We start from the raw sequence: 26,142 nt of genomic DNA on the forward strand, positions 1-26,142 counted from the left end.
TTGTCCGGCGGGTGTGCGTCGGCTTCGGATCATTCGCGACCGATCCGGCCGACCTTGCCTGCCAGTCGATGTCCGCTTTACCCCTGAACCGACGCGATTGCTGCGCGGGCCGCGGAATGACGCGACAGGCCACAGCGGTCCCGGCTGATACTGCTCAATCCACGATTGGCGCGGCCAGGGCTTCGGTGTTGCCGGCGGCGGCCAGTCGATCGAGCGTCGCCCTCAGTCCAATCGTGTCAGGGCAAATCAGCAGGCGCGTGGCCTGCCCCCAGCGCAGATGCATGACATGAATACCGCGATTATGGGTGCGCACACCATCGGTGCCTGAATTGGTTTCGCTCCACTCGACGACCACGATTGTGTTCCACGGCCCGCCACTGACGCTGATGCGCGTGAGGTCAAACCGGATGTCGGGCAAGAGCCGATAGAGTCGTTCGTACCATTGCCGAGCAGCCAAAGCGGTTTTCCTCGACCCACCCAGAGCATGGTCGTCACCAAGAAACGAATGCTCAAACCGTTGCGCGAACTGCCGGAGCACAGGTTCGGCGTCGCCGTGGTTTACCGCGTTGAATAGCGCTCTGACCCGGTGGCGGACGATCGCGTGATACATTTCGGCCTCCCAGTTCAACGATTGAACTAACACTAGCCGCTTGAGTTCAAAGATGCAACTCAGTATACTCGTCGCATGCAAAGAACCAGTTTCGCAAAGATGCGATGCTCGCTCGCTCGTGGCCTCGATTTGATCGGTGACTGGTGGTCACCACTGATCATCAGGGACCTGTACCTCGGCGTCGCGCGGTTTGACGAGTTGGTTGAGGACCTCGGCATATCGCGGAACCTGCTGACCAGACGTCTCAGGTCGCTCGCGCGCAATGGCGTTGTCGAAAAAAAGGCTTATCAGCAGCGACCAGCACGGTACGAGTATTGTTTGACGAAGGCTGGACAAGACCTGGTGCCCGCCATCCTGGCCCTGACGGCATGGGGTGATCGCTGGGCGCGGCCAAAGGAAGGCAGCCCGATCCTGTTTGTTCACACAGATTGTGGCCAGCAGTTCCAGCCTCAGGTCACCTGCTCTGCGTGCGGCGGGGTGATCAGCAGCGCCAACGTCAACGCTGTTGCCGGGCCCGGCGGAGCGGCAAAACCAGGGACGAAGGTTCTGGCAAGCCGCCTGCACCCGGCAACAAGGTGACGGCGCGGCAAAAGCGCATGAATCGCGCAGTTATCACAAAAGCTGTCGTCGGCGGCGCAAGCACAAGCTCTGCGCAGCAGGGGGGAGTAGATCACTGCCGCCCGTAAAGCGGACGCGGGGATCGCGAGGTCGCGAGATCAGCGGACCGGCAGCATCAAATGCTCGTACTGCGTGCCAGGCCACATCACGTAGGGCCTCGCTGGGTCTGCCTTCGCGTCGCGTGGATAGCCATCCAGCATCTTGGCTCCAGAGCCGACGATCATCACGTGTGCGCCGGTTTTAATCCAGTTGTTGCCGCTCTCTTCTTTTGTTGCATATGGGTCGGTGTTGCTTGCACCGCCGTCGCCTCGGAGCATGTACATGAAGCCCACCTTATTCGCGGGCGGCTCCTTGTGATTCATCCAGGCCGTAGCCCATTCCATCGCGTTTTGATCGCCGCACATCGGGTCGGGGTTGGCCGGATCGGCATGACCTGGCATGCACGTCCACTGCCCGGTTCCTTTGCGCAAGGTCCGCATCTTGCCGTCATGATCCATGGCGACAATTGTTGCGTCTTTGGCGATGGACCGGGGTGCCGCCGACAGCGACAGCTTGATCAGCTCTTCGTCGCTCATCTTGTGGCCGCTCCGCTCTTGAGCGAAGCCGCAGCTCGGGGTAAGGGCGAGCGCAAATAGAGTTGCATAGGCCAGCGATTTCATCGCGAATTCCTCCGTGATTTTGGTTGATACCAGCCGCAGAGTCAGCCGGAGGCGGGCGTCTGCACTAAGGTGCTTGCACGTGATGACGTTACGCTCCCTTTTGGCCTCTTCAAACGCGCCATTTGGCCGCAAATGAGCGATCAGCTCCCCCTGCTACAGGTCGGCTCCGTTACCTTCCCGCAAACAGCAACGCTGTTAAACGAGCAGTCCGCTTCACTTTGAAAGCGACCCCATTGCTGCGCGGTAGCGGAATGAGGCGAACGGCCAAACGGCGACATGCAGTCGCCTCGCTCGATCACCTCGTCGGCGACGGCGAGCCAACACGATCGCGCGCATTTTACTCGATAAGCTTGTTAGCAAGTTGCTGCAGCTGCTGAGAGACGGTGAGACCCAGCAGCTTGGCGGCTTCGAGATTTATGACCAGCTTGTATTCGGTCGGCGCTTGAACGGGAAGATCGGCCGGCTTCTCTCCCTTAAGAATGCGGTCTGCGTAGGCCGCAGCAAGGCGAAACTCGTCGCGCTGCTCGCTTCCATAGGACAACAGGCCACCACTCTCGGGAAAGAATGGCCAAGGATAGATTGCAGGCAACTTGTGACGCGCAGTCAACGAAACAATCATTTTTCGATGCACGTTCAGGAAACCATCTGGTATCACGACCAGACCGCTATTTGGCAACCGGGCCTCTGCAGCAATTACGGACTCCAGCTCAGCCTCATCGTGAACGGGCGTCGAAATGGCTTCCAACGAAAATGAACTGGCGGCGCCCTTAAAAGGCTTTATGTAAATTTCCGCATAGGGAGCGGTCGCCGGATTAAACAAAAGGGCGGCGCGCGTGACGTGGGGCGCAATCTCTTTGAGCAACTGCACCCATCTGCCTGCAATCGTTGGCTCCATTATTGTGAAACCGGTCGCATTGCCGCCGGGCCGCGACAGGCTCTGGACGAACCGGCTGCCAACCGGATCGGCCACGATAACAAAAATGACAGGAATGCTTCGCGTTTGCTGAAGCATTGACGCCGTTGGCGGCGTATTTTGTGTGAGGATCAAATCAGGCTTTAACCCGACGAGTTCTTTCGCAGACCGCGATCTTACGTCTGCATCATCAAGCGCGCCCCAGCGAAATTCGAAGCTGATGTTACGACCTTCGATCCACCCGAGTTTGCCAAGTCCCTCGCGAAAGGTGTCTGCGTATTGCTGAAACTCCGGATCGCTCTGCGGATGCGCCATTAGCACACCGATGCGGCGCATTCGGTCGGCCTGTTCAGCTCGCGCTTTGAACGGTCCAAGCGCCAGCGCGCTGCAAACTGACGCAATGAATTCACGCCGCCTCATTTGATCCTCGTCACGGGTTGAGGACGACGGGGCACAAAGTATCACATCTCGCTGGTCTTCGCACTCACTGCATGTGCATGTCCTGGGTTGAAGACGCTACGACAGCGCGCCAAAACCCTGATCACACAGGAGCCCGGTCAACAAGCAGACCTCCGCCTTCAGTCGCTGATATGTCTGGCAAACGGGCCCGGGAAACCCGATATGACACTGGCGGACGAGTTGGACCCGCGCACGACAGGAACCGAGTAAAAAATCGATGGACAAGAGAAGCCCCGTAACCCCGCCGGCCGCGCCGCGCCATCCGCATGCGTTCACGACCCATGGCATCACCATCGTCGATGACTACGCGTGGCTGAAGGATGAGAACTGGCAGGAAGTGCTGCGCGATCCCTCGATCCTGAGCGCCGAGATCCGCAAATATCTCGAAGCTGAAAACGACTACACTGAAAGCCTGCTCGGCCACACTTCGACCTTGCAGAAGACGTTGGTGAAGGAAATGCGCGGGCGCATCAAGGAGGATGACTCCAGCGTCCCGTCGCCCGACGGCCCCTATGCCTACATGCGAAAGTTCCGCGAAGGCGGTCAGCACGAAATGTATGGGCGTTGCCCGCGCGATGGCGGCCAGATCGAAATCATCCTCGACGGCGACGCGCTTGCCGCAAACCATGACTATTTCAAATTCGGCGGCGCCCGGCATTCGCCCGATCACCGCCGTCAGGCGTGGAGCGCCGACGTCAAGGGTTCGGAATATTTCACTGTCCGCGTGCGCGACTGGGCGACGGGCAAGGACCTCGACGATGTCGTCGAGGAAACCGACGGCGCGGTGGTATGGAGCGCGGACGCAAGCGCGTTCCTTTACGTCAAGCTCGACGACAACCACCGTCCAATGCAGGTGTGGCGCCACCGTCTCGGGACAAAACAGGCGGAGGATTTGCTGATTTACGAGGAACAGGACCCGGGCTGGTTCACGCACATCCACGAAAGCTCAAGCGGCCGGTTTTGCGTGATTGCGGGCGGCGATCACGAAATCTCCGAGCACCGCCTGGTGGATCTCGTCAATCCCGATGCGACGCCGCGCCTGGTCGCGGCCCGCGAGAAGGGCGTGCAATATTCGATCGCCGATCGCGGCAATGAGCTGTTCATCCTGACCAATGCCGACAAGGCGATCGACTTCAAGATCGTCACCGCGCCGCTGAACTCGCCGGAGCGCGCGAACTGGCGCGATCTGATTCCGTCCCGCGAAGGCATCTACGTCATCGATCTCGAACTCTATTCCGGCCACATGGTACGGCTGGAGCGCGCCAATGCATTGCCGGCCATCGTCATCCGCGACCTTGCAAGCGGCGAGGAACACGCGATTGCCTTCGACGAGGCGGCGTATTCGCTCGACACCATGGGCGGCTATGAATTCGAAACGACCAGTCTGCGCTTCTCCTATTCGTCGATGACGACACCTTCGGAAGTCTACGACTACGACATGGCGCGCCGCACGCGCATCTTGCGCAAACGCCAGGAAATCCCCTGCGGCCACGATCCCGCCGATTACGTCACCACGCGCATCATGGCGACATCGTATGACGGTGCAAAGGTGCCGGTTTCGATCCTGCACGCCAAAGATCTCAGGCGCGACGGGACCGCGCCGTTGTTGTTGTATGGCTATGGCTCCTACGGCATGGCGATGCCCGCGGCGTTTTCTTCCAATCGGCTATCGCTGGTGAAGCGGGGCTTTGTCTATGCCATCGCGCATATCAGGGGCGGCGCCGACAAGGGCTGGAACTGGTATCTCGACGGCAAGCGCGAGAAGAAAACCAACAGCTTTGCGGATTTCGCAGCGAGCGCGCAGGCGCTGATTGCGGAGAAATATACCAGCGCCAGGCGTATCGTCGGCCATGGTGCGAGCGCAGGGGGCATGTTGATGGGCGCGACCGCCAATCGCGCCGGCGAATTGTTCGCCGGCATCGTCGCCGAGGTGCCGTTCGTGGACGTGCTCAACACCATGCTGGACGATTCGCTGCCGCTGACGCCGCCGGAATGGCCGGAATGGGGTAACCCGATCGAAAGCGACACCGCGTTTCGGACCATCCTGTCCTATTCGCCCTACGACAACATAGAACCGAAGGAATATCCGGCGATTCTCGCGATGGCCGGCCTCACCGATCCGCGCGTCACCTATTGGGAACCGGCGAAATGGATTGCTCGGCTGCGCGCGACCATGACAGGCGGCGGTCCCGTGCTGTTGCGCACCAACATGGGCGCAGGCCATGGCGGCGCATCGGGCCGCTTCAACCGGCTCGACGAAGTGGCGATCGTCTACGCCTTTGCGCTCTGGGCGGTGGGCTTGGCGGAACGGGGCGAGGTGTGAAGTAATGGCGACGATTGCCGCAGATAGCTCCCCTCCCCCTCGCGGGGCGGGGTTGGGGGTGGGGGATTTTCTTGCTCCGGCTCCTGGCTACCCCCCTCCCCGACCCTCCCCCGCAGGGGGGGAGTGAGCAGAAGATCACCGCCCCTTCTCCTTCCGCCAGGCGGCGAAATCGACCAGCGTCTGCTCGTCGGTTGCGGGGTAAAGCCCCAGGATGGATCGACCTTTGCGGACCTGGTCGGTGACGAAATCCTCAAAGGCTGTCATCTCAACGGCTTCGTCCGCAATCTCGTCGGCGAGATGCCCAGGGATCACGATCACGCCGTCGGCATCGCCGAGGATGACATCGCCGGGGAACACCGGCGCGTCGCCACAGCCGATCGGCACATTGATCTCGATCGCCTGGTGCAGCGTGAGATTGGTCGGCGCGCTTGGCCGGTGATGATAGGCGGGAAAACCAAGCTTTGCGATTTCGGCCGAATCGCGGAAACCGCCGTCGGTGACCACGCCGGCAACGCCGCGCTGCATCAGCCGCGTGACGAGTATCGCGCCGGCCGACGCCGCGCGCGCATCCTTGCGGCTGTCCATCACCAGCACCGCGCCGGTCGGGCAGTCTTCCACCGCCTTGCGCTGCGGATGGCCGCGATCGCGAAATACCTCGATCTTGTTGAGGTCCTCGCGCGCCGGCATGTAGCGCAAGGTGAAGGCCTCGCCGACCAGAACCGGCTGATCCGGACTCAAGGGATACACATCCTGGATCATCTGGATTCGAAAACCGCGCTTGAACAGGGCCGTGGCCACCGTTGCGGTGGAGACGGTTTTGAGCTTGTTGCGGGTCGCCTCGCTGAGCTTTGACATTCCTTCATCCTCGTTGTCGTTCCGGGGTGCGCGCAGCGCAAGCCCGGAACCTCGAGATTCTCTGATGTGCAATTGCACATCATAGTTCGATGCTTTGCATCGCCCCGGAACGACTGTCAAAAAATCGACGGCTCGTCGACCGGCGCTCCGAAGGAGGTTTCGAGAAAATCGAAGTCGCAGCCCTCGTTGGCCTGCTTGATGTGGTGAGTGAACATCCAGCCATAGCCGCGCTCGAACCGCGTTTCGGGCTGCTTCCATGCGGCACGGCGCCGGGCGAGTTCTGCCTCGCCCACATCGAGATTGATGGTGCGCGCCGCGACGTCGAGCGTGATCCTGTCGCCATTCTGCACCAGCGCCAGCGGACCGCCGATATAGGATTCCGGCGACACGTGCAGGATGCACGCGCCGTAGCTGGTGCCGCTCATGCGCGCATCCGACAGCCGCACCATGTCGCGAACACCCTGCTTCACGAGCCTGGTCGGGATCGGCAGCATGCCCCATTCCGGCATTCCCGGTCCGCCCTGCGGGCCCGCATTGCGCAGGATCAGCACGTGATCGGCCGTGACATCGAGGTCGGGATCGTCGATCGCCTTTTTCATCGAGGGATAATCGTCGAACACCAGTGCCGGTCCGGTATGCCTCAGAAAGCGCGGCTCGCAGGCGCTCGGCTTGATCACGCAGCCATCGGGCGCGAGATTGCCCTTCAGCACGGCGAGCGCGCCTTCGGCATAGATCGGATTCTCGACCGTGCGAATGACGTCGTCATTGTAGACTTCGGCGCCTTCGATATTTTCGCCGAGCGTGCGGCCGGTGACGGTCATGCAATCGAGGTAGAGGTGATTTCTGATCCGGCCCATCAGGCCCGGCAGTCCACCAGCGTAGTAAAAATCCTCCATCAGATATTTGTCGCCGCTCGGCCGCACGTTGGCGATGACCGGCACCTTGCGGCTCGCTTTTTCGAAATCATCAAGGGAGATATCCTGTCCGGCGCGGCGCGCCTGGGCAATCAGGTGAATGATCGCGTTGGTGGAGCAACCCATCGCCATCGCGACCGTGATCGCGTTCTCAAAGGCCTTGCGGGTCTGGATCTTTCGAGGGCTCAGATCTTCCCAGACCATCTCGACGATGCGGCGGCCGCACTCGGAAGCCATTCGGATGTGACCTGCATCCGCCGCCGGAATCGAGGAAGCGCCGGGCAGCGTCATGCCGATGGATTCGGCGATCGCGGTCATGGTGGAGGCCGTGCCCATCGTCATGCAGGTGCCGTAACTGCGGGCGATGCCGGCCTCGACGTCGACCCAGTCCTTGTCTGAAATCTTGCCTGCGCGCCGCTCGTCCCAATATTTCCAGGCATCCGAACCCGAGCCCAGTGTCTTGCCCTTCCAGTTTCCGCGCAGCATCGGCCCCGCAGGCAGGTAGATCGCCGGCAGATTTGCACTGGTGGCACCGAGCAGCAGCGCCGGCGTGGTCTTGTCGCAGCCGCCCATCAGCACGACGCCATCCACGGGGTGGCCGCGCAGCAATTCCTCGGCATCCATCGCCAGCAAATTGCGGTAGAGCATGGTGGTCGGCTTCAGAAACGATTCCGACAGCGACAGTGCCGGCAACTCCATCGGGAAGCCGCCAGCCATCAGAACGCCGCGCTTGACGTCATCCACGCGGCTCTTGAAATGCATGTGGCAGGGTTGCGCGTCCGACCAGGTGTTGAGAATCGCGATCACCGGGCGCCCCTTCCACTCCTCCGGCGCATAGCCCATCTGCATGGCGCGGGAGCGATGGCCGAAGGCACGCAGATCGTCAGGCGCAAACCACCGCGCGCTGCGCAGTGTTTCCGGGGTTTTCTTCTTGTTTTCGGTCATGGTGCCACCTGTTCCAAGAGCTTGACTCATCCCATACGCCATCCATGCCGAGCAAGGCCTCGCTGCGATCGGGTGATGCATTTTTGCGGCGGCTCGCGTGCTCGCATCGACTGCTCGGAAGGCCTTGGGAAAAGCCGGTTGCGGTTCGCGCGGATGGCGCTCATGAACCAAAAGCTTGCCGCGGAGAAAAGCAAAAATCATCGCCGCGATGAAAGCGCGGCTTCAACCGCCGCGCGAGCGCTTGCATTCCTGCAAGCGATCGATGTCCTCCATCATACGAGTCGCGTTGATGGTTAACTCTTCACTACCTCTGCGCGAGCGGCGGCGCGCGAAGAAAACCTCACAGTTTGAGCGAAATGGCGGGGTTTGGCCGCTGCTGCGCTCGATTTTCCGACCGCCGAGCCGAACTCGGCCATCTCTGCCGGTGCCATCTTACGGCAATTTTTACGACTTAATTTACGGCGTCCTGCTTTTATCGATGCGGCCAATCGGCGCCTGTATCCGTTGTTCGTTCTCATGCTGCGATGACCCAAACCGACAAGCTCCAGGAATATTTGCAGCGATTGACCCCCGCGGCGCGCGGCAATCTGTTGACCGAGCTGGAGCGACTGGAACTCTGCGGCGCGGAAATTCCGGGTGCGGCGTCGATCATGGAGGTTCTGCGGGCCGAGTTTCGAGCCAATGGACAAAATGGACAAAATCTGAAGCATCGCAGTCCACCGGGCCGCTATTTCTTTGCTCCATTGGAACCGCTGCTGGTCGATGGCGCTCCGGAGCACGCCAATACGGGCGCGATACAGCGCGGTTCGCTGGCGGCGATCTGGGAGTGGATCGGCCGGGATTTGTTGCCGACGATGGCGCGCGACTATGTCAAGCTGGCAACCGAGCTGATCACCGCCGACAGGCAGGGCGAAGCCCGGCGAGCGGCTTCCGCGTTTCAGACCAAGGTCGTGAAAAGTCTGGAAAACATCCTTGGCTCCCCAGACAGCGCCACCCAGATCCGCGGCCGGTTGGCGGCCTACACGGCCTCCCAGTCGGTGTTCGAGGACCTGACTAAAATGCTGGGCGTGCTCCGCGCGCGCGACGCACTCGGAAAGTTCAACGAGGCCTTGCCGGCCAAGATCTCCAAATTCGACGGTGCCCAGTTCGCCAAGGTAACGGCGTTGCTCGACGCATTCGCCAAACAAAATGCCGAACAGGTGCCGTTCGCATTGACATTGGTGGCTGGCCGACTCAAGACGCCCTGGCAGCTTATTCGCCTCGCCACCAAGGCCGCAGCGAGCAAGAACGCCTCCGACGTCGCTGCCGCGCCCTATGCGATCGCGGTCTCGATGGTGCTGGACCGGCTCGAAGACAAGCGTGCGCTCTTACGTTTTGCCCTCAAGAATGAGCGCATCCTGGTGGCAAGGGAAACTCTGGTCGGCATCTACGACACCGAATACGCCCTGCAGGTCCGCATCGATCAGTTCGCACAGTCCGACTGGGGTCGCCGGCTCGACGAGTTGATGGCTTCGATCGCGGCACTGGTGGAAAGCGAGGTCAGCCGGTTTCCCGATAATGTCGGCCATATCCTGGGATCTCGCAGCCTGCGCAGTCATCAGTCGCTTTCGGCTCGCATGACCTATTGGGCGTGGAAGGGCCGCGACGTAGTCAGCGACGGATTCTCGTTTTGCAGGAATCTGATCGGTGGGCCGGAGAGATCCCGGGCCTGAAGCGGCGGCATCATCGCCGTGCAAGTGTGAAGTCCTGAAATCGTCAAGCGCGGGCAGCGCGGCGGGTTACGAGCGGCTTGCACGACGCAGATTGAAGAATTTCTCGAAGAACCGCCCCGAGAGGACAAGCCTGAACCACCAATTCGCCATACGCCGGGTATTCATCGTTCCATCCTCGCCCTGAAAGGCCCCGCCATGCCAGCCATAGCGCCAAAGATGGCGAGCCGGTGTGACCTGCTTCACATTCAACAACATCCGTTACCGCCTTCGATCAAAGCCGCGAGCCATTGATCGCGAATGGCTGTATGGCGCCGATCACTCGGCGGGCGCGATTGCGATTTACATTGCAATTTGCGCGGTGCTCGACCTCGTTGCAACCGCCTTGATGTCCGACTACACCGGCAAGGATGATATCCCGGGCGAATACATCACGAGGATATCAGGTTTGATTCGCGCTTGCGGTTTGCGGCGATCGCGATCCGAGCGGGTACTGATCCAACGCGAGAGAAGAGGAGATAACGATGAGGCGAGCGAGGCGGTCATTGAAGGTCGATCTATGGATGATCAGATCGTTGTTGATGGCGGCGGCGATCGCCGCGGTTTTGAGCCTGGATTCACGCGGCTTTGCGCAGACCGCTTCACCGTCGCCGACGGGAAGCGAAAACGCGGCGCCGACGGCGGACAACGCCATTCTGCTCACGATATTCCTCAAGCACGACCAGTCGCGCCCCTTAAGCGAACTCAACGCGCAGCTCGAAAAGCAGGGCTTTTACAAGGCCTTTCCGCCTGCGGGCGTCGAAGTCGTCAGCTGGTATGTGATGATGGGCGTCGGCCAGGTGGTGACGCTGCGGCTTGCCGCAAGCCGGCTTCGCGAAGTCAACCGCATCTTCGAAACCACGGCCTGGGGCGCCTACCGCACCGAGTTCTATCCGACCTACGACTACAAGCAGATCGGCGTTGCCAATCACGACAAGGCGCAAGCGAAATGAGAGCCAGCCAGAGGGGAGCCGATATCATCCCGGTTTGATGGATTCGGTCTGTGCGGCATGGATTCGCAAGAGCTTTGCGGACGGCGATCACCCCCTGCCGCAGCTTTTTTCAGTGATCGTCGGCCGCAGCCGGGCTATGATTCAATATTGATTCTGCATGGGGCTGCGCACTCGCCTCAAACGCGGCGGATTGCGATTTTTGTGACGTCACACTTTTTGCCACAGTGGCGGTAACTTTTGAATGCCGCCACGCCTATCCGTTTCTGCAACAGATGCTTCTCCGGATGTTTCTCATCTCCACATCCGTTGAAGGTGAACGCGGAAAATCATGCCGGCCGGCCAGGGCAAAGAGCCTTCTCGATTGCTGCTTGAGCTCCTCAGGAGCGCGACCTCCCATCATTCCAGCGGAGATCTTGCCAGGGCCGAAGGGGAATATCTTCGGCTCCTGGAGCACGGCTATCGCAAGGCCGACATTCTGCTGCTGCTGGCCAGGGTCGTGGCGCAACTGGGAAATCTGGAAGCGGCGATCGGGCATCTGGACGCAATGCTCGTGCTCGTTCCGGACCACCTCGAAGCGCTGATCGAAAAGGGCGTGTTGCTTCATCGTCTGGGTCGTGCCGATGATGCGGCTCGTTGTCTTGCGATCGCCAGATCGATCGCGCCGGAGAGCGAGCCAGTGCGGAAGAATCTCGCTGCCGCGCTTGCCGATTCCGGACGCCGGCACGAGGCCTTGAGCGAATTCCGCCGGCTACTGGAGTTGCATCCAGATGATGTTTTCGTCCGCCACCAGATCCGGCGGCTGATATCGGCGATGGTGCCGTTCTGGCATATCCCGATGCTCAACGATGAGCGAAGGAACCACGCTTTTGAACGTGCGATTCGACAAGCCGTGGAAACACAAGGAGCGGATGCGCGCATTCTCGACATTGGCACCGGCAGCGGCCTGTTATCGATGATGGCCGCGCGGGCGGGCGCACGGAATATTGTCACTTGCGAAAAAGCCCTTCTCATCGCCGAGACCGCCGAACAGATCATCGCGACCAACGGCTATGAGCGGCAGATAAGGATCATCAACAAGGATTCCAGGCAGGTCGTTGTCGGCACCGATATGGACGCGCGTGCCGATATCCTGATTTCAGAAATATTGTCGAGCGACCTTTTGGCCGAAGACGTCCTGAGCACATTTGAAGATGTCCATGCGCGGCTGCTGCGTCCCGACGCGGTCATCATTCCGCGCGCCGCGACGGCCGTCGGGTGCCTGGTGGAGAGCGATGCTCTTTTCAAATACGCCTTCGTCGCGGACGTGTCAGGCTTCGATCTCTCCCTGTTCGGCCCGCTGGCGGCGCAGCGCCTGCCGGTGCACGGAAGCATGACGTCATGGCGCAGGCTTTCGAAAGATATCGAGCTTCTCCGGATCGATCTCTCCGCGAAACAACATCCGCCCGACATACGTTCGTGCCCGGTGGTTGTGGAGAGGGACGGCGTGGCGGCTGGCGTCGTGCAGTGGATGAATATCGACCTCGCGGACGGCGTCACGTTTTCAAATCACCCGGATGAGACTTCCGACGGGGGCTGGTTGCAGGTGCTGCACAGTTTTCCGCAGCCGATTTTCGTTACCGCCGGCGAGCATCTGGACCTGATGGTCGGCCACGATCGCAACAGTCTGATCATGATGCCACCGCACGACCCTGCCGGCAGGCGGATGAACAAAGCGGGCTTACGCGCCAGCGGTCGTCGGACCGCGTAAGACGCGTTTGATGACAGATTCTGGTGGCCGTCTGCCTTCCGATCCCATCAATCCGATATCTTAAGGGTAAAAAAATACCGGCATGGCTGATTTACAAACTGACTGGTCAGATTTTGGGCGATTAGCATTGATTTAAGTCGGTCGGTCTTATATCTGTCACGTTTTGAAGAAGGTTTTTCCTCGGGAGGTGCTCAATGGCCAGGCCTAGCTTGCGCGAAAAACTGGCGAGCAGTGCGGTTGGAACCCTCCATACCTTCGGCTTTCGGGGATGTTCAATCCAGGACATCACGGAAGCTGCCGGCGTTCCCAAGGGATCCTTTTTCAATCATTTCGAAAACAAGGAAGAACTCGCGATCGACGCTCTGCGGCGCTACATCCAGAGTGCCAGAATCGATTTGCTGTTCCAGGAAGGCATCCCTCCGCTTGAGCGTCTGAAAAATCATTTCGCGTTCCTGTCCGGACGGCTGGCGGAGTTTGGCTTCGAAAGGGGCTGCATGCTCGGGCTTTTTGCCAGCGAAATGTCCCAGGAATATCCGCGTATGCGGGAGGAACTCCGATCGGTGTTCGACGCCTGGTGCGGCGCCGTCGAGGAAGTCCTGCGCGAGGCGCAGGTTGCTGGCGACATCGATCCCCGTCACGATCCCGCTCAGCTCGCGCGTTTTTTGGTAAACGCCTGGGAGGGTGCCGCCATCCGGCTCAAGATCAGCCGCGATCGCAGCCCGATTGACGACTTCTTCAACACCTCCTTCAAGCTGCTGTTGAAATAAACGTGATCTTACTCTCGTTGACAATTTAAGCTGACCGGTCATATTGCCTGCATTGCGTTGCGAGGGAAATGCGGGAATAGCGCGCGGTAATTCGAAGCTGACTGGTCACCTTAAGCCCGGCTAGCCGTATTATCATACTTCCTTCCGTCAAGACCTGAGCGGCGCGTCAACTTAGAGGGAGACACCACCATGTTGAAACTCAGCCTTCTCAAGGTCCTTTTTGCCTCAGCCGCTCTCCTGGCAGTCTCTTCGGCGGCGCCGGTCGCGCCTGCCCACGCCCAGGGAGTTCCCGCTGGCTTGCTTCGCTTGGATTCCCCGAAGCAGGACAACATCCAGCTCACCGAGCAGGAGCGCACGAAACTGCGGAGCGCTTATGCCCACGTCCGCAAGCATCAGGCCAACTAACGCCCACTTCTATGCGCCGGCCTCCTCTAGCGCCGGTACTCCTCCCAGACTTCGCGGCCACTCGGCGCTCGCTGCGCCCGGTGGCCGATTTTTTTGGTGGGCCCGAGGCCAAGCCTGCGTCCTCGTTCAAGCGGTTTCCAGCGCCACCGCCTTCTGGTGAACCGGACATTGCCGAGTTGGGCAGGCGGCGCCATCGCATAGCCGGCAAATGTGGTCCGCATCTTGCGCAGCCTTGACCATCGATTTGAGCAGCGCTTCGGCGATGTCGTCGAGTTGGCGTCGTTGCCGCGGTGTCAGGACTTCGATCAAGTCGCCAAGCCGCAAACAGCGGTCGTGGATCACTGCGCGGGCACGTTCGCGCCCGTGACGGGTAAGCCGCAGCGCCACCGCACGTTTGTCTGCTCCCCTCTCGCTCCGCACGAGGCCGGAAAGCTCGAGCTTGTCGACCAGGCGCACCGTCGCGGTATGTGACAGACCGAGTGCTCGGCTGAGCGCCCCGTTGGAGCAGCCCTCGTAGAACCCGATCACGTTCAGCGCGGCAGTGGCGGAACTCGTTTCATTCGGGTGAAGCTTGCCCTCTCGCTCGATCCTGTCCGCGATTTCGCCCGCGAGTGCACCCAACAGATTTGCAGTCCGCAGCTTCGACATGCCGTCTCACTCCTCTCGCGATCTTGATTGGCAGCATTCGTATATTACGGAATATATGTGCGTGCAACACGCAATTATTGGAGGCGCTGGTGATCAATCTGGGTCTGGAAACCTGCATCGCTCGTCTGGGCAGCGGCGTCATGCGCTGGAGCCTGGTGCTGTTTTTCATTGGCTTTGGTCTTTACACGTTCACGCCCGACGAAGCGGCGGGAGTTGCACCGCTGATGGCGCACAGCCCGGTGCTGTTCTGGGTCAGCCCCCTGCTGGGCCAGCGAGGCGGGTCGAGTCTGGTCGGCGCGATTGAAATCGCGCTCGGCACCCTAATTGCGGTTCGGCATGTCAGGCCGCTTTGGTCGGCCTATGGAAGTCTGGCGGCTTCGGCCGTTCTGCTCGTCATATTGAGTTTCCTGGCCACGACGCCAGGTCCTGATCCCGCTTCGCACGATGCCGGCTTCCTGGTCAAGGATCTAACCCTGTTCGGTGCAGCATTGTGGACCTCGGCGGAAGCCTTCGCGGCTGCGCGTCGCCGAACAGCCGCCTCCGTCGCACTTCGCCGGGAGCTGAACGCGATAGCGCGCGAAAGGAAACACAGAAACTCGGATCAGCCGGTTGGAGCCGAACATGGATGACGATCTGAACGAAATGAGCCGCGAGGCTCTGATCGAAATGGTCAAGCGGCTCCGGGCGGGTATTCGCAAAAACCGCGACAGTTCGGGCCACGACCTGTGCTGGTTTCATCCGCAATTATGGGCCTTGCTGCCCGAACCAGTGGCCGCAGACGTCGCGGTACCGCCATGGCCAAAATTCCTGCGCGGCTGCGTGGCGTTTCGCCAAAGCCTAGACAAGGAGTTGCCCGGCGCTGCGATCGCCGACGTGGAATTTGGCGAACGATGAGTAGGCGGGCGGTTGCACTTGCTGACCCAGGACGAAGCCGCTGTGCCAGGTGCGGACAATGACTTTCGGCGCGACGCCCCTACTGTATGGCGTGCTCGCCTGCCTGAGTTGGGCATGTGGGAGCGTCTTGACCAAAGCCTTGCTCTCGCAGGCCGATCCCCTGACCGTACTCAGTGGGCAACTCACCGCCAGTGTGGTCGGCCTGTGGACAATATCGCTGGCAAGAAAATCTAAAATCCGGCTAGACGAATGGCGCATCGGGCTTCCCGGGATTTTTCAACCGGGGCTCGCCTACGGCTTGTCCATCATCGGACTCGCGCAGCTTCCTGTCACTCTGGAGGCCATGATCTTTGCGATCGAAACGCCGCTGATTCTGCTTCTCGCCTGGCCTTTGCTCGGCGAACGCCCGACCGGGTTGTTGGCAGCCTTGGGGCTACTCGCATTCGCCGGAGTTTTAATCCTGACATGGCGGCCGGAGATCGCGGTGACCTCTGGCGAGGGATTTGCCGTCTCCTTGATCGTCTCGGCCGCACTGTTTGCCGCACTTTACAGCGTTATCGTTCGCCGGATGTCGGCGGACGTTGATGCGCTCCGCCTGACGCGGGCCAGCCAAACTATCGGATGGTTGGCCGTTCTCATCGTCTGGTGGGCGATGCAAAAGCCGCAGCCGTCGGAACTCGGCGTGATCGATGCTACGCTGATCGCGGGGTCGGGTTTGTTGCTGAACGCAATTCCGTTTTTTCTTTATGGCCTTGTCCTGGAGCGGGCGAGTGCCGGCTTTGCGGCGCTGTTGCTGCCGCTCGTCCCGCTGATGACCGCAGCCATCGCGTCTGGCGTTCTCGGCGAAACCCTGAGCTCACTGCAATGGCTTGGGGCTTTGCTGGTACTCTCATCGGTCGCAGCTCTCTCGTTGACGACCAAGCCGGCGCCGCGCTAGCACAAGACCTCGACGGTTAAATTGCCGGATTGCTTGTGCCTCCGCCGCGGTGTTGGGAACGACCACGCCCGGCGGCGCTGCGAAGATTGGCATTCCCGAATGCCGCACCTATAGTCGGCTGCCGATCGGGGCATTCGGGAACGACAATTCATGCGCGTTTCAATCATCACCGGCAGCGGGTCCGGGATCGGCGCTGCGGTGGCGCGCCGGCTCGCAGGTCCGGATGAGTGCCTGATGCTGCACGGACAAGGTGCCGATGCCGCGGGGTTGGCGCGATTGAAAACGGTTGCCGCCGAGTGCGAGCGTGCCGGCGCTGACGTCGCCTGGCGGAGCGGCGATCTGGCGATCGCCGGAACGGCAATCGAGCTTGTCCACGGCACGCGCGAAGCGTTCGGGTGCATCGACGCCATCGTGCATGCCGCGGGCTTTGCCGATCGTCGAAGCTTCGCGAATCTGCCGCGGCAAGACCTCGAACGGTCGTTCGCCGTCATGGCGAGCGCGTTTCACGAATTGGCAGGCTCGGCTCTGCCGGATTTGATGCGCGGATCGAAGGGGCGCGTGGTCGCCGTCTCGAGCTTTGCGGCGCATCGCTTCACTCGGGAAGCAATCTATCCGGGGTCCGGGGCGGCCAAGGCCGCGCTCGAGGTGCTGGTCAAGTGTCTTGCGATCGAGCTCGCAAGCTCGGGCGCAACGGCCAACATTGTCATACCTGGCTATACCCGCAAGGATGCGGGCCTGATGGGTGCATTGGACGCGCGAGCCTGGCAAGCGGTCGCCACCGCCAATCCGCTGGCGCGATTGGCCGAACCCGACGAGGTGGCCGCGATGATCGTCTTTCTGTTGTCGCCGCAGGCCGGACACGTGACGGGCGCATCGCTGCCGGTCGATGGCGGTTTGGCATTGATGTAGACGAACTGGAAGGGGAATGATGCCGGAGAATTTTGCGGGCGGGACCAAGGATGTCATTGTGCTGGGCGCCGGCATCGTCGGCGTTTCGGCCAGTATCGCCGCGCGGCAGCAGGGCCTCTCCGTCGTCCTCGTCGACCGGCGCGAGCCGGGCAGTGAAACTTCCTACGGCAATGCCGGGGTTCTCAGCAGTGGCTCGATCCTGCCGCTCAACAAACCGTCGCTGTGGAACGCGCTGCCGCATTACCTCGCCAACCGCCATGCTGCGCTGCGTTGGGATCCGTCCTGGACCCTCCGCAACATCGGCTGGGTCGCTCGTTTTCTCGCCAACGCGCGAACGTCGCGAACCAGACCGCGCGCATCCGCCCTGCACGGGCTGATCCGCGCGTCGCTAGAATTGCATCGCGAGTGGATCGTGAAAGCGCATGCCGCGCACCGCATCCGCGAGACCGGCTGGTTGAAAGTCTGGCGCAGCGACGCCGTCGAAGCGGCGAAGCAGGAACAGGCTTTTCTCGCCGAGTATGGCATCGAGAGCGAGTTGCTCGATCGCCGGGCGATTTCGGCGCTGGAGCCCGACATCATGCCCGTCTACAGGGTCGGGCTCCTGCACACGCAGACCGCCTCGGTCGATTCGCCCGGCGCCGTGGTCAAGGCCTATGCGCGGATGTTTGCGGACGCCGGCGGTGAAATCCACCGCTCGGAAATCAAATCGATCACGCCCGAGGGCGATCGCTGGCGCGTGACGCTTTCAGACGGCACGATGACGGCGCGCCATGTCGTGGTCGCGCTGGGGCCGTGGTCGGCCGACCTGCTCCGACCGCTCGGCTACCGCGTGCCGCTGGCGTTCGAACGCGGCTATCATCGGGAATTCAAGCCGAATCCGGCACGCCCATTGCGGCGTCCGATCCATGACGCCGAGGGCAGCTTTCTGATGACACCGATGGAGCAAGGTATCCGCGTCACGACAGGCGTCGAGTTGACCGACCGCGATGCGCCCTCGTCCTTCGCCCAGCTTGAAGCGGTGGTGCCGCTCGCGCACGGCGTGGTCGAATTCGGCGAGGCGGTCGGCGAACCCTGGCGCGGATCGCGGCCAACATTGCCCGACAGTCTACCCGTGATCGGGCCTGCGCCAGTCCATCCCGGCCTGTGGCTTGCTTTCGGCAATCAGCACATCGGCTTCACCACCGGGCCCGCGACCGGAGCGGCGATTGCATCGATGATCGCTGGTGGAAGGCCTGCTTTCGACGTGACCGCCTTTTCGCCGCGTCGCTATCTCTAGATCATGATGCGATTGAACGGAATCGCATCATGATCTCCTCTCTATTATTGAGCATGATCTTTTCGGAAAACCGGTTTCCACTTTTCCGGATCATGCTCTAATGACCGCCCAATCGCACACGCGGGCGCAAGTGAAACGGGTGGGCTCATGAATTACGTCTGGGATTTTGCGATCCTTGGAAAATACAGCCACCTGTTCTGGCTTGGGCTCGGCTGGACCATCGCCTACACGATCGGCACCATTGTCCTGGGAACCTTGCTTGGCCTCCTTGTCGGCATCCTGCGCGTCGCTCGCTTGCCAGTCATCGACTGGTTCCTGATCGCCTATATCGAGCTGTTCCGCTGCACGCCGCTATTGGTCCAGATCATCTGGTTCTATTACGCATTTCCGGTCGTCATCGGTGTGAATATCCCGGCGCATGTCGCCGCCGTCACCGTGCTGTCGCTCTATGGCGGAGCATTTTACGCCGAGATCGTTCGCGGCAGCATCGAAAGCGTGCACCGCGGCCAGTGGGACGCGGCGCGAGCGCTGGGATTGTCGCCCTGGCGCGTGCTGCGGCTCGTGATTCTGCCGCAGGCGCTCAAACCGATGATGGCGCCCTACGTCAACCAGTCGGTGACGCAATTGAAGAATACGTCGCTGGTGTCCGTCATCGCCGTTCCCGACCTCGTCTACAACGCAACCCTGATCAATGCCGAAACCTATCGACCGCTGGAGGTCTATACCATCGTGGCGCTGATCTACTTCGCGATCCTGTTCCCGGCCACGCTCGTGGCGCGCAGGCTCGAGCGCGGCATGACCTACGACAAGGCGTGAGGTGCTCGAAAGCTTTTTCAGATATTGAGTTCGACCGGAACGTCCTCCGGCTTCACCCCACTCAACGTCAGGCCCTTGACGAACCATTCGCGCATTTGCCCGATGCCGCGGTTGTAATCGACCCACACCGAGAGGAAATCGCGCCAATGCTTGTCCGGCTCGCGCCGGACCGCCATGCTGGAAGGAATGGCGACCGAAGGCGACTGCAGGATCTTGTAGGTGCCCAGATTCGTGTTCTTGGCGATCGCAGTCAGACCGAGCACCAGCGCGTTGACGACGCAATCGACCCGCGCCGAGGACATCTCCAGCATGACCTCGTCGCGCGATTTGAGCGACTTGATCGTCGCGTTCGGCGCAAAACGCCGCGCCACCGCCTCGTTGGCCGAGCCGACGTCGACCGCAATTCGGACTTCGGGCTTGTTGATGTCAGACCAGGTTTTGGCCTCCAGTCCTTTCCTGAGCATGGCGCCGAACGGATGCGGAAACACGAGATTGGTGAAATCGACGACCAGCGCCCGCTGCGGGGTCGGGTTGAGGGCAAAGCCGAGATCGATCTTGTTCGACTGCAGGTCGAGGATCGAGTTTCCGTAGGTCGATTCGGTGTATTCGAGCTTGACGTCGAGAAGCTTTGCGATGTCGTTGGCCATCTCGATGGAGAAGCCCGACCAGGTCCCTGTAGCGAGGTCCTTGTTGAAATAGGGCAACTCTCCCGGCAGCACCGCGATGCGCAGCACCTTGGTGGCACGGATGCGGTCGAGCGTGTTGTCCGAGGCGCCTTGCGCCGAAGCCGGGCCCGCCAGCGCCGAGGCGACGGCCGCGCCGCTGCCAATCGCAAGTGCGTAACGCAGCGCTTCGCGGCGATCTTCAGAAACCTTGCTGTCGTCCGATGTGGTCAAGCGTCCCTCCTGCATCCATTCGGACAGAGCCTAGCTCGCACTTTGTTATGCGGCAATAGTGAGCCAAGTGCGTCACTTCGACGGCGACGTTGCTTCAAGCTGCCGGCTATAGCGTGACATCGCAAAGCAGAAGGCGAAGTAGATTAACGCCACGAAGATATAGACCTCGACACTGAACGCCTGCCAGGCCGGATCGATGATCGCGGTCTTGGCCGTCGTCAGCAGGTCGAAGATGCCGATGATGAGCACGAGGCTGGTGTCCTTGAAAAAGGCGATGAACGTGTTCACCAGCGGCGGGATCACATGGCGGATTGCCTGCGGCAGGATGACGAGGCGGTTCTTCTGCCAATAGGAAAGTCCAAGCGCATCGGCTGCCTCCTGCTGCCCCACGGGGATAGCCTGCAGGCCGCCGCGTATCACTTCGGCAAGGTAGGCGCCGGCATAGAGTATGAACGCGATCTGGGCCCGCAGCAGCTTGTCGATATTGAAGCCTTCGGGCATGAACAGCGGGAACATCACGCTCGCCATGAACAGAAGGCTGATCAGTGGCACGCCGCGGATCAGTTCGACATAGAGGACACAGAGCGAGCGTATCGCCGGCAATTTCGAGCGGCGGCCGAGTGCCACGAGGATTCCAAGCGGAAAGCCGAAGGCGAGCCCGAAGGTCGCCAGGATCAGGGTCACCGGCAAACCGCCCCAACGATCCTGCGGAACGAAGCTCAGGCCAAAGATGCCGCCCCACATCAACACGCTGATCAGCGCGAGCGCCGCCACCCAGACCAACACCAGCTCGCGCCGCCACCAGCTTCGCCGGCTCGACAAATAGAATAGTCCGATGAAAATCAGGGTTGCGGCCGCCGGCCGCCACTGCTGGTTATAGGTGTAGCTGCCGAACAGGATGAAACGGATTTTTTCGGGGATGACGGCCCAGCAGGCGCCGACGCCACGAAGCGCGCGGCATGCGCTGGTGTTGTTGCCCGGCACGCTCCAGATCGCGTCCCAGATCCCCCATTGCGCGAGGCTGAACAGCGCCTTCGCCAGCAGGAAGACCAAAACCAGAGTCATGATCGATGAGAAGATCGAGGAGAACAGATTGGCACGCAGCCAGCGCAGCGCGCGGGCGAAGACGCCGCGGCCGGAGTGCGAGAGAAGCGCGCGTGAGCCCTGTATGTCCGCCGCCGACGTCATGAGTTCAGCGCTCCACCAGCGCGATGTGTGCGTTGTACCAGTTCATGAACAGGCTGATGCTCAGGCTGATGGTCAGGAACACCAGCATGATCAGCGCAATGGCGTCGATGGCCTGGCCGGTCTGGTTCAGCGTCGTGTTGGCGATCGAGACGATATCCTGGTAGCCGATCGCAACGGCGAGCGAAGAGTTCTTGGTCAGGTTGAGATATTGGCTGGTCATCGGCGGAATGATGACGCGAAGCGCCTGAGGCAGGACGATCTGCCGCAGCACAAAACTCCGGCGCAGGCCCAGCGCCAGCGCGGCGTCCCACTGTCCCCTGGAAACCGCCTGAATACCGCTGCGCACGATCTCGGCGATAAACGCCGAGGTGTAGGTCACGAGCGCGATCAGCAGCGAAAAATATTCCGGCGACAGCGTCCATCCGCCGACGAAATTGAAGCCGCGCAGCTCGGGCATCGTCACGGCCCAGGAAACGCCGAGCGACCACGACACGGCCACGGGAATCATCAAAAGCGCCAGCGCATAGGGCCAGGCACGCCGGACGCGTCCGTCCTGCATCTGCTGCGCGATCAGGTGCCGCCACAACAGGTAAAATGCGATCAACGCGAGAAGGAGCGTCAACAGCACCCACAATTGCCCTGTTCCGAGTGGGATCGAGGGCAGAACCAGGCCGCGGTTTGAAAGGAACACGCCGTCGAGCGGATTCCACGCGGCGCGGGCGCCTGGCAGTCCCTGCATCAGCACGTACCAGAACAGAAGCTGCAGCAGCAGCGGAATGTCGCGCAGCACTTCGACATAGACCGCGGCAACACGGGACAACAGCCAGTTGGAAGACAGCCGCGCGATGCCGACGATGGTGCCGAGCACGGTTGCGAGCACGATGCCGATGACGGCGACGCGCAGCGTGTTGACGATTCCGACGATGAAGGCCCAGAAATAAGTGTCCTTGGGACTGTAGGGCAGCCAGGTGTCGACGATCGGCATTCCCGCCTCGCGGCCGAGGAAGGCAAAGCCGGTGGAGATCCGCCGCACCGCGAGATTGTGACTGGTGTTCGACCACAGCCAGGCGACGACCGCGACCGTGATGCCGACGACGACAACCTGCCAGATCAAACCCTTGATCTTCTCATCGCGCAGCGAGAAGCGCAGCTGCTTGCGGGGGCGGGGCTTCGATGTGGATGTCGTCACAGCACATCAGTCCTTGTACGGCAGACTCCTTGTCCGCCAGTCCTGGCGATCGTCGAAGCGCGTTTCATATGTTGCACCAAAACCGAAAATATGCAACATTTGTTTCATGCCCGAGCCGTCCAGAGCCTCACCCTTGAGCGAACTGCGCAGTGCCCTGCCCTCGCTGCCGCTGCGACTGCGGGAAGTCGGACGTTTTGTGGCCGCCAACGATTATGACGCGACGACGCGCTCGATGCGGGAACTGGCTTCGGTTGCCGGTGCCGATCCCGCTTCCTTCACGAGGCTCGCCAAGGCGCTCGGCTATTCGGGCTGGGAAGAATTGCGCGCCGCGCTCACCGAAGCGCGCCGGCCGCCGCAATCCTCATCCTCGCCGTTCTCGCTCCGCGCCAGGAACCGGCGCCGCGGTCCCGATTCCGACGTGTTGCTTGTCTCGGAAAAGCTCGAGGCCGAAGCGCTCGGACTGAGGCGCATCTCATCCAATTCGATAACGGCCTCGGCCAGGACGCTGCACGCTGCGCGGCGGATCTGGATCGCAGGCTTTCGCAGCTGTCGCGGGGTCGCCGAACTGCTCAACTACGAGCTTCGCCTATTTCGCCCGGACGAAGTGCAACTGGTCGGCGGTTCCGGACCCGAGGATCTCGATCTCGGAGCCTTCCGGACGAACGACGCCGTCGTAGTGATCGGCTTTGCGCCCTATTCGCGCGCCAGCGTGCTGTCGGCACGCGAGGCGCGGCGGGCCAGCGCGCGGCTGATCGCGATCGCGGATACGATAACGGCACCGGTCGCCGAAGGCGCCGACCATCTGCTCTTGTTCGAGTCCGCGGCCTCGCCGGGCTTCTTTCCGAGTCTGACCGGCGCGGTTGCGATCGCGCAATCGCTCGCGGCTGCGGCGTTCCTGATGGGCGGCGCGGTCGCGAAAAAGCGTCTCGAAGAGACCGAAGCCCGCCTCGCGGCGACTTCCCAATATGTGACAGAAAAAGGTTTGTGATCATGGCCGTCCGCAACAGCCGCGTGCTGCATCGTAGCCTGCGCGAAACCCCGCCCAAGGTCATCGGCGGCGAAGGCGTGTGGCTGATTGCCGAGGATGGCCGCCGAGTTCTCGACGCTTCGGGCGGAGCGGCGGTCTCCTGCCTCGGACATCAGCATCCGCGCGTTCTTGCGGCGATGGCCAAACAGGCGTCGAAAATCGCCTATGCCCATACAGCATTCTTTTCTTCAGAACCCGCCGAGGCGCTGGCGGATCATCTCGTCGGCCACGAACCGGGAGGACTGGCTTATGCCTATTTCGTCAGCGGCGGATCGGAGGCGATCGAAGCCACCATCAAGCTGGCGCGGCAATATTTCGTCGAGCGCGGCGAGCCGCAGCGGCAACATTTCATCGCGCGCCGCCAGAGCTATCACGGCAATACGCTCGGGGCTCTCGCGGCGGGCGGCAACGCCTGGCGCCGCGCGCCCTATGCACCGCTGCTGTCCTCGGCCTTCAGCCATGTGACGCCGGCCTTCGCCTATCACGAAAAGCGCGACGACGAATCTGAATCTGACTTTGTCGCCCGCCTTGCGACCGAGCTCGAAGCCGAATTCCAGCGGCTGGGCCCCGAGAAGGTAGCCGCCTTCATCGCCGAGCCGGTGGTAGGCGCCACTGCCGGAGCCGTGACGGCGCCTGAAGGTTATTTCCGCCGCGTGCGCGAGATCTGCAACCGGCATGGTGCTCTGCTCATTCTGGACGAGGTGATGTGCGGCATGGGGCGCACCGGGACCACGCATGCGTGGGAGCAGGAAGGCATCTCCCCCGATATCCAGGCGATCGCAAAAGGGCTGGGCGGCGGGTACCAGCCGATCGGCGCGATGCTCGCGAGCGGAAAAATCATCGAGACCATCCGGCGAGGTTCCGGCGCCTTTCAGCACGGACATACCTATCTCGCCCACCCGATGGCCTGCGCGGCGGCGCTGGAAGTGCAGCGCGTAATCGGCGAAGAGACGCTGCTCGACCACGTCAAGGAACTGGGCCGGCATCTCGAGCGACGGCTCACCGAGCGGTTTGGCAACCACCGTCACGTCGGCGACATCAGAGGGCGCGGTCTGTTCCAGGCGATCGAACTGGTCGAGGATCGTGCAACGCGAAAACCCTTCGATCCCGCCCTCAAGCTCAACCACAAAATAAAGGCCGCGGCGTTCGAAGGCGGTCTTGCCTGTTACCCGGCCGGTGGCACGGTAGATGGCCGCAGCGGCGACCACGTGCTGCTTGCGCCGCCCTACATCGCCACCAGGGATCACCTCGACACGATTGTCGAGCGCCTGGGCGCCGCCGTGGACGGCGCCCTGAAAAGCATTAATCAATAAAACATCAGTACAGGGAGGAAGAGATGAAGAGGATCGCAGTTACAGCCTTGCTTGTCGCGCTCGTTTCCACCGCGCAGGCTGCAACCCTCGATACGGTCAAGCAGCGCGGCACGCTGGTGTGCGGCGTCAGTGCCGGTTTTGCCGGTTTCTCCGCACCCGACTCCCAGGGCAATTACAAGGGCCTCGATGTCGACTATTGCCGCGCATTGGCCGCCGGCGTGCTCGGCGACCCAGGCAAGGTCCGCTATGTCGCGCTAACCGCGCAAAACCGCTTCACCGCGCTCCAGTCGGGCGAGATCGACGTGCTCTACCGCAACTCCACCCAGACCTTTCTGCGCGGCGTGACGCTCGGGCTGCGCCAGGGTCCGGTCAATTTTTATGACGGCCAGGGTTTTGTGGTCAGGCATGACGCCGGCGTCAAAGACCTCAAGGGGCTGAACGGCGCCACGGTGTGTGTCGCGCAAGGCACCACCCATGAAGTGACGCTCGGCGACTACGGCCGCGCCAACAACATCGACTGGAAGCCGCTGGTGTTCGACCGCGTCGACACCATGTACCAGACTTTCTTTGGCGGCCGATGCGATGTCATGACCCAGGACGCTTCCGCGCTCGCCGGCGCGGTTGCGACCGCGGCACCAAATCCGGCCGACTATCTCGTGCTCCCGACCACCATCAGCAAGGAGCCGCTCGGTCCGTTCACGCGCAACGGCGATGAGGTCTGGAGCGACATCATCACCTGGCTGCATTACGGCCTGGTCGAGGCGGAAGAGCTCGGCGTCACCCAGGCCAATGTCGACGAGATGGCAAAGTCCTCCGCGCCCACCGTGCAGCGTCTGCTCGGTGTATCCGGCGATCTCGGCTCGCGTCTCGGCCTCGACAACAAGTGGATGCAGCAGGCGCTCAAGGCGACCGGCAATTACGGCGAGATCTTTGAGCGCAATGTCGGTCAGGCGAGCCCGCTCAAACTCGAACGCGGCCTCAACGCGTCCTGGACCAAGGGCGGCTTGATGTACGCCATCCCGTTCAAGTAGAACACTCGTTCACCTCTCCCCGCTTGCGGGGAGAGGGAGCGGAAAGAGCGACCCGACCTCATGCGCATCACCCTGGTTCATGCCTTAAAACATTCGATCGTG

25 protein-coding genes are annotated in these 26,142 nt (G+C 61.5%); 16 read left to right on the plus strand and 9 right to left on the minus strand.

All coding sequences use genetic code 11. The features are described from left to right. Positions 1 to 154: 154 nt before the first annotated feature. Entirely contained in the window at positions 155 to 610 is a 456-nt protein-coding gene (locus VNX23_RS26625; RefSeq protein WP_325634552.1) for a nuclear transport factor 2 family protein, read from the minus strand. Between the two features lie 99 nt (positions 611 to 709). Between VNX23_RS26625 and VNX23_RS26630 the strand changes: the two genes are divergently transcribed. Then, on the plus strand, positions 710 to 1,189 hold the full coding sequence (locus tag VNX23_RS26630; protein WP_325634553.1) for a helix-turn-helix domain-containing protein: 480 nt from the start codon (positions 710 to 712) through the stop codon (positions 1,187 to 1,189). A 137-nt stretch (positions 1,190 to 1,326) separates the two neighbouring features. On the opposite strand, the gene VNX23_RS26635 is transcribed toward VNX23_RS26630, so the two are convergent. Both VNX23_RS26635 and VNX23_RS26640 read right to left on the minus strand, forming a co-directional pair. Continuing rightward, positions 1,327 to 1,887, minus strand: a complete 561-nt coding sequence (locus tag VNX23_RS26635) for a hypothetical protein (RefSeq protein WP_325634554.1) — start codon at positions 1,885 to 1,887, stop codon at positions 1,327 to 1,329. A gap of 337 nt (positions 1,888 to 2,224) precedes the next feature. Continuing rightward, complete coding sequence (locus tag VNX23_RS26640) at positions 2,225 to 3,220, minus strand: ABC transporter substrate-binding protein (protein WP_325634555.1); 996 nt, start codon at positions 3,218 to 3,220, stop codon at positions 2,225 to 2,227. 256 nt (positions 3,221 to 3,476) lie between these two features. Between VNX23_RS26640 and VNX23_RS26645 the strand changes: the two genes are divergently transcribed. Beyond that, positions 3,477 to 5,582 (plus strand): S9 family peptidase, encoded by a 2,106-nt coding sequence (locus tag VNX23_RS26645; protein WP_325634556.1) that lies wholly within the window; start codon positions 3,477 to 3,479, stop codon positions 5,580 to 5,582. A 135-nt stretch (positions 5,583 to 5,717) separates the two neighbouring features. Here VNX23_RS26645 and VNX23_RS26650 read toward each other — a convergent pair whose 3' ends face one another. Continuing rightward, the gene (locus VNX23_RS26650) at positions 5,718 to 6,437 is read right to left on the minus strand and encodes a ribonuclease activity regulator RraA (RefSeq protein ID WP_325634557.1); all 720 of its coding nucleotides are present in this window, start codon (positions 6,435 to 6,437) and stop codon (positions 5,718 to 5,720) included. Positions 6,438 to 6,553: 116 nt separating this feature from the next. Further along, positions 6,554 to 8,296 carry an L-arabinonate dehydratase gene (gene araD, locus VNX23_RS26655; protein WP_325634558.1) on the minus strand — a complete coding sequence of 581 codons (1,743 nt, stop codon included), beginning with the start codon at positions 8,294 to 8,296 and terminating at the stop codon, positions 6,554 to 6,556. Positions 8,297 to 8,820: 524 nt separating this feature from the next. Here araD and VNX23_RS26660 point away from each other — a divergent pair. The 5 genes from VNX23_RS26660 to VNX23_RS26680 all read left to right on the plus strand — a co-directional run bounded on the left by VNX23_RS26660 (position 8,821) and on the right by VNX23_RS26680 (position 13,916). Next, on the plus strand, positions 8,821 to 10,008 hold the full coding sequence (locus tag VNX23_RS26660; protein WP_325634559.1) for a hypothetical protein: 1,188 nt from the start codon (positions 8,821 to 8,823) through the stop codon (positions 10,006 to 10,008). Positions 10,009 to 10,529: 521 nt separating this feature from the next. Next, a complete protein-coding gene (locus VNX23_RS26665; RefSeq protein ID WP_325634560.1) occupies positions 10,530 to 10,997 on the plus strand; it encodes a hypothetical protein in 468 nt (155 codons plus the stop codon). A gap of 361 nt (positions 10,998 to 11,358) precedes the next feature. Then, positions 11,359 to 12,744, plus strand: coding sequence for a tetratricopeptide repeat protein (locus VNX23_RS26670; protein WP_325634561.1), 1,386 nt, complete (start codon positions 11,359 to 11,361; stop codon positions 12,742 to 12,744). Positions 12,745 to 12,938: 194 nt separating this feature from the next. Continuing rightward, positions 12,939 to 13,511: a TetR/AcrR family transcriptional regulator gene (locus VNX23_RS26675; RefSeq protein ID WP_325634562.1), complete on the plus strand. Its 573-nt coding sequence runs from the start codon at positions 12,939 to 12,941 to the stop codon at positions 13,509 to 13,511. A gap of 189 nt (positions 13,512 to 13,700) precedes the next feature. Beyond that, the gene (locus VNX23_RS26680; RefSeq protein WP_325634563.1) at positions 13,701 to 13,916 is read left to right on the plus strand and encodes a hypothetical protein; all 216 of its coding nucleotides are present in this window, start codon (positions 13,701 to 13,703) and stop codon (positions 13,914 to 13,916) included. 126 nt (positions 13,917 to 14,042) lie between these two features. On the opposite strand, the gene VNX23_RS26685 is transcribed toward VNX23_RS26680, so the two are convergent. Further along, positions 14,043 to 14,564 carry a MarR family winged helix-turn-helix transcriptional regulator gene (locus tag VNX23_RS26685; RefSeq protein WP_325634564.1) on the minus strand — a complete coding sequence of 174 codons (522 nt, stop codon included), beginning with the start codon at positions 14,562 to 14,564 and terminating at the stop codon, positions 14,043 to 14,045. Positions 14,565 to 14,653: 89 nt separating this feature from the next. Between VNX23_RS26685 and VNX23_RS26690 the strand changes: the two genes are divergently transcribed. The 6 genes from VNX23_RS26690 to VNX23_RS26715 all read left to right on the plus strand — a co-directional run bounded on the left by VNX23_RS26690 (position 14,654) and on the right by VNX23_RS26715 (position 19,396). Further along, complete coding sequence (locus VNX23_RS26690; RefSeq protein WP_325634565.1) at positions 14,654 to 15,193, plus strand: DUF417 family protein; 540 nt, start codon at positions 14,654 to 14,656, stop codon at positions 15,191 to 15,193. Next, entirely contained in the window at positions 15,186 to 15,458 is a 273-nt protein-coding gene (locus tag VNX23_RS26695) for a hypothetical protein (RefSeq protein WP_325634566.1), read from the plus strand. The genes VNX23_RS26690 and VNX23_RS26695 overlap by 8 nt, the downstream gene beginning before the upstream one ends. Positions 15,459 to 15,516: 58 nt before the next feature. Continuing rightward, entirely contained in the window at positions 15,517 to 16,395 is an 879-nt protein-coding gene (locus VNX23_RS26700) for a DMT family transporter (protein ID WP_325634567.1), read from the plus strand. A 150-nt stretch (positions 16,396 to 16,545) separates the two neighbouring features. After that, the gene (locus VNX23_RS26705; protein ID WP_325634568.1) at positions 16,546 to 17,304 is read left to right on the plus strand and encodes an SDR family oxidoreductase; all 759 of its coding nucleotides are present in this window, start codon (positions 16,546 to 16,548) and stop codon (positions 17,302 to 17,304) included. A 19-nt stretch (positions 17,305 to 17,323) separates the two neighbouring features. Further along, positions 17,324 to 18,580 carry an FAD-dependent oxidoreductase gene (locus VNX23_RS26710; RefSeq protein WP_325634569.1) on the plus strand — a complete coding sequence of 419 codons (1,257 nt, stop codon included), beginning with the start codon at positions 17,324 to 17,326 and terminating at the stop codon, positions 18,578 to 18,580. A 147-nt stretch (positions 18,581 to 18,727) separates the two neighbouring features. Beyond that, positions 18,728 to 19,396: an amino acid ABC transporter permease gene (locus tag VNX23_RS26715; RefSeq protein WP_325634570.1), complete on the plus strand. Its 669-nt coding sequence runs from the start codon at positions 18,728 to 18,730 to the stop codon at positions 19,394 to 19,396. A 17-nt stretch (positions 19,397 to 19,413) separates the two neighbouring features. Here the strand turns inward: VNX23_RS26715 and VNX23_RS26720 are convergent, their stop codons facing one another. From VNX23_RS26720 to VNX23_RS26730, 3 genes are all read right to left on the minus strand, one after another. Further along, positions 19,414 to 20,292 carry a transporter substrate-binding domain-containing protein gene (locus tag VNX23_RS26720; RefSeq protein ID WP_325634571.1) on the minus strand — a complete coding sequence of 293 codons (879 nt, stop codon included), beginning with the start codon at positions 20,290 to 20,292 and terminating at the stop codon, positions 19,414 to 19,416. Between the two features lie 72 nt (positions 20,293 to 20,364). After that, complete coding sequence (locus tag VNX23_RS26725; RefSeq protein WP_325634572.1) at positions 20,365 to 21,480, minus strand: amino acid ABC transporter permease; 1,116 nt, start codon at positions 21,478 to 21,480, stop codon at positions 20,365 to 20,367. Between the two features lie 4 nt (positions 21,481 to 21,484). After that, positions 21,485 to 22,669, minus strand: a complete 1,185-nt coding sequence (locus VNX23_RS26730; RefSeq protein WP_325634573.1) for an ABC transporter permease subunit — start codon at positions 22,667 to 22,669, stop codon at positions 21,485 to 21,487. Between the two features lie 106 nt (positions 22,670 to 22,775). Between VNX23_RS26730 and VNX23_RS26735 the strand changes: the two genes are divergently transcribed. Genes VNX23_RS26735 through VNX23_RS26745 form a run of 3 tightly spaced genes read left to right on the plus strand, consistent with a single transcriptional unit; the run spans position 22,776 to position 26,040 of the window. Further along, positions 22,776 to 23,657, plus strand: a complete 882-nt coding sequence (locus tag VNX23_RS26735) for a MurR/RpiR family transcriptional regulator (protein ID WP_325634574.1) — start codon at positions 22,776 to 22,778, stop codon at positions 23,655 to 23,657. Between the two features lie 2 nt (positions 23,658 to 23,659). Continuing rightward, positions 23,660 to 25,009: an aspartate aminotransferase family protein gene (locus VNX23_RS26740; RefSeq protein ID WP_325634575.1), complete on the plus strand. Its 1,350-nt coding sequence runs from the start codon at positions 23,660 to 23,662 to the stop codon at positions 25,007 to 25,009. Between the two features lie 23 nt (positions 25,010 to 25,032). After that, the gene (locus tag VNX23_RS26745) at positions 25,033 to 26,040 is read left to right on the plus strand and encodes an amino acid ABC transporter substrate-binding protein (RefSeq protein WP_325634576.1); all 1,008 of its coding nucleotides are present in this window, start codon (positions 25,033 to 25,035) and stop codon (positions 26,038 to 26,040) included. Positions 26,041 to 26,142 lie beyond the last annotated feature (102 nt).

The sequence above is a fragment of the Bradyrhizobium sp. genome, from assembly GCF_035570375.1.
GTDB lineage: Bacteria > Pseudomonadota > Alphaproteobacteria > Rhizobiales > Xanthobacteraceae > Bradyrhizobium.

Coding starts and splice junctions, on each gene's coding strand:
- VNX23_RS26735 (WP_325634574.1), top strand. CDS start 22,776: ATGCCCGAGCCGTCCAGAGCCTCACCCTTGAGCGAACTGCGCAGTGCC.
- VNX23_RS26675 (WP_325634562.1), top strand. CDS start 12,939: ATGGCCAGGCCTAGCTTGCGCGAAAAACTGGCGAGCAGTGCGGTTGGA.
- VNX23_RS26645 (WP_325634556.1), top strand. CDS start 3,477: ATGGACAAGAGAAGCCCCGTAACCCCGCCGGCCGCGCCGCGCCATCCG.
- VNX23_RS26680 (WP_325634563.1), top strand. CDS start 13,701: ATGTTGAAACTCAGCCTTCTCAAGGTCCTTTTTGCCTCAGCCGCTCTC.
- VNX23_RS26665 (WP_325634560.1), top strand. CDS start 10,530: ATGAGGCGAGCGAGGCGGTCATTGAAGGTCGATCTATGGATGATCAGA.
- VNX23_RS26710 (WP_325634569.1), top strand. CDS start 17,324: ATGCCGGAGAATTTTGCGGGCGGGACCAAGGATGTCATTGTGCTGGGC.
- VNX23_RS26650 (WP_325634557.1), bottom strand. CDS start 6,437: ATGTCAAAGCTCAGCGAGGCGACCCGCAACAAGCTCAAAACCGTCTCC.
- VNX23_RS26715 (WP_325634570.1), top strand. CDS start 18,728: ATGAATTACGTCTGGGATTTTGCGATCCTTGGAAAATACAGCCACCTG.
- VNX23_RS26630 (WP_325634553.1), top strand. CDS start 710: ATGCGATGCTCGCTCGCTCGTGGCCTCGATTTGATCGGTGACTGGTGG.
- VNX23_RS26635 (WP_325634554.1), bottom strand. CDS start 1,887: ATGAAATCGCTGGCCTATGCAACTCTATTTGCGCTCGCCCTTACCCCG.
- araD (WP_325634558.1), bottom strand. CDS start 8,296: ATGACCGAAAACAAGAAGAAAACCCCGGAAACACTGCGCAGCGCGCGG.
- VNX23_RS26640 (WP_325634555.1), bottom strand. CDS start 3,220: ATGAGGCGGCGTGAATTCATTGCGTCAGTTTGCAGCGCGCTGGCGCTT.
- VNX23_RS26660 (WP_325634559.1), top strand. CDS start 8,821: ATGACCCAAACCGACAAGCTCCAGGAATATTTGCAGCGATTGACCCCC.
- VNX23_RS26740 (WP_325634575.1), top strand. CDS start 23,660: ATGGCCGTCCGCAACAGCCGCGTGCTGCATCGTAGCCTGCGCGAAACC.
- VNX23_RS26695 (WP_325634566.1), top strand. CDS start 15,186: ATGGATGACGATCTGAACGAAATGAGCCGCGAGGCTCTGATCGAAATG.
- VNX23_RS26700 (WP_325634567.1), top strand. CDS start 15,517: ATGACTTTCGGCGCGACGCCCCTACTGTATGGCGTGCTCGCCTGCCTG.
- VNX23_RS26725 (WP_325634572.1), bottom strand. CDS start 21,480: ATGACGTCGGCGGCGGACATACAGGGCTCACGCGCGCTTCTCTCGCAC.
- VNX23_RS26745 (WP_325634576.1), top strand. CDS start 25,033: ATGAAGAGGATCGCAGTTACAGCCTTGCTTGTCGCGCTCGTTTCCACC.
- VNX23_RS26705 (WP_325634568.1), top strand. CDS start 16,546: ATGCGCGTTTCAATCATCACCGGCAGCGGGTCCGGGATCGGCGCTGCG.
- VNX23_RS26685 (WP_325634564.1), bottom strand. CDS start 14,564: ATGTCGAAGCTGCGGACTGCAAATCTGTTGGGTGCACTCGCGGGCGAA.
- VNX23_RS26625 (WP_325634552.1), bottom strand. CDS start 610: ATGTATCACGCGATCGTCCGCCACCGGGTCAGAGCGCTATTCAACGCG.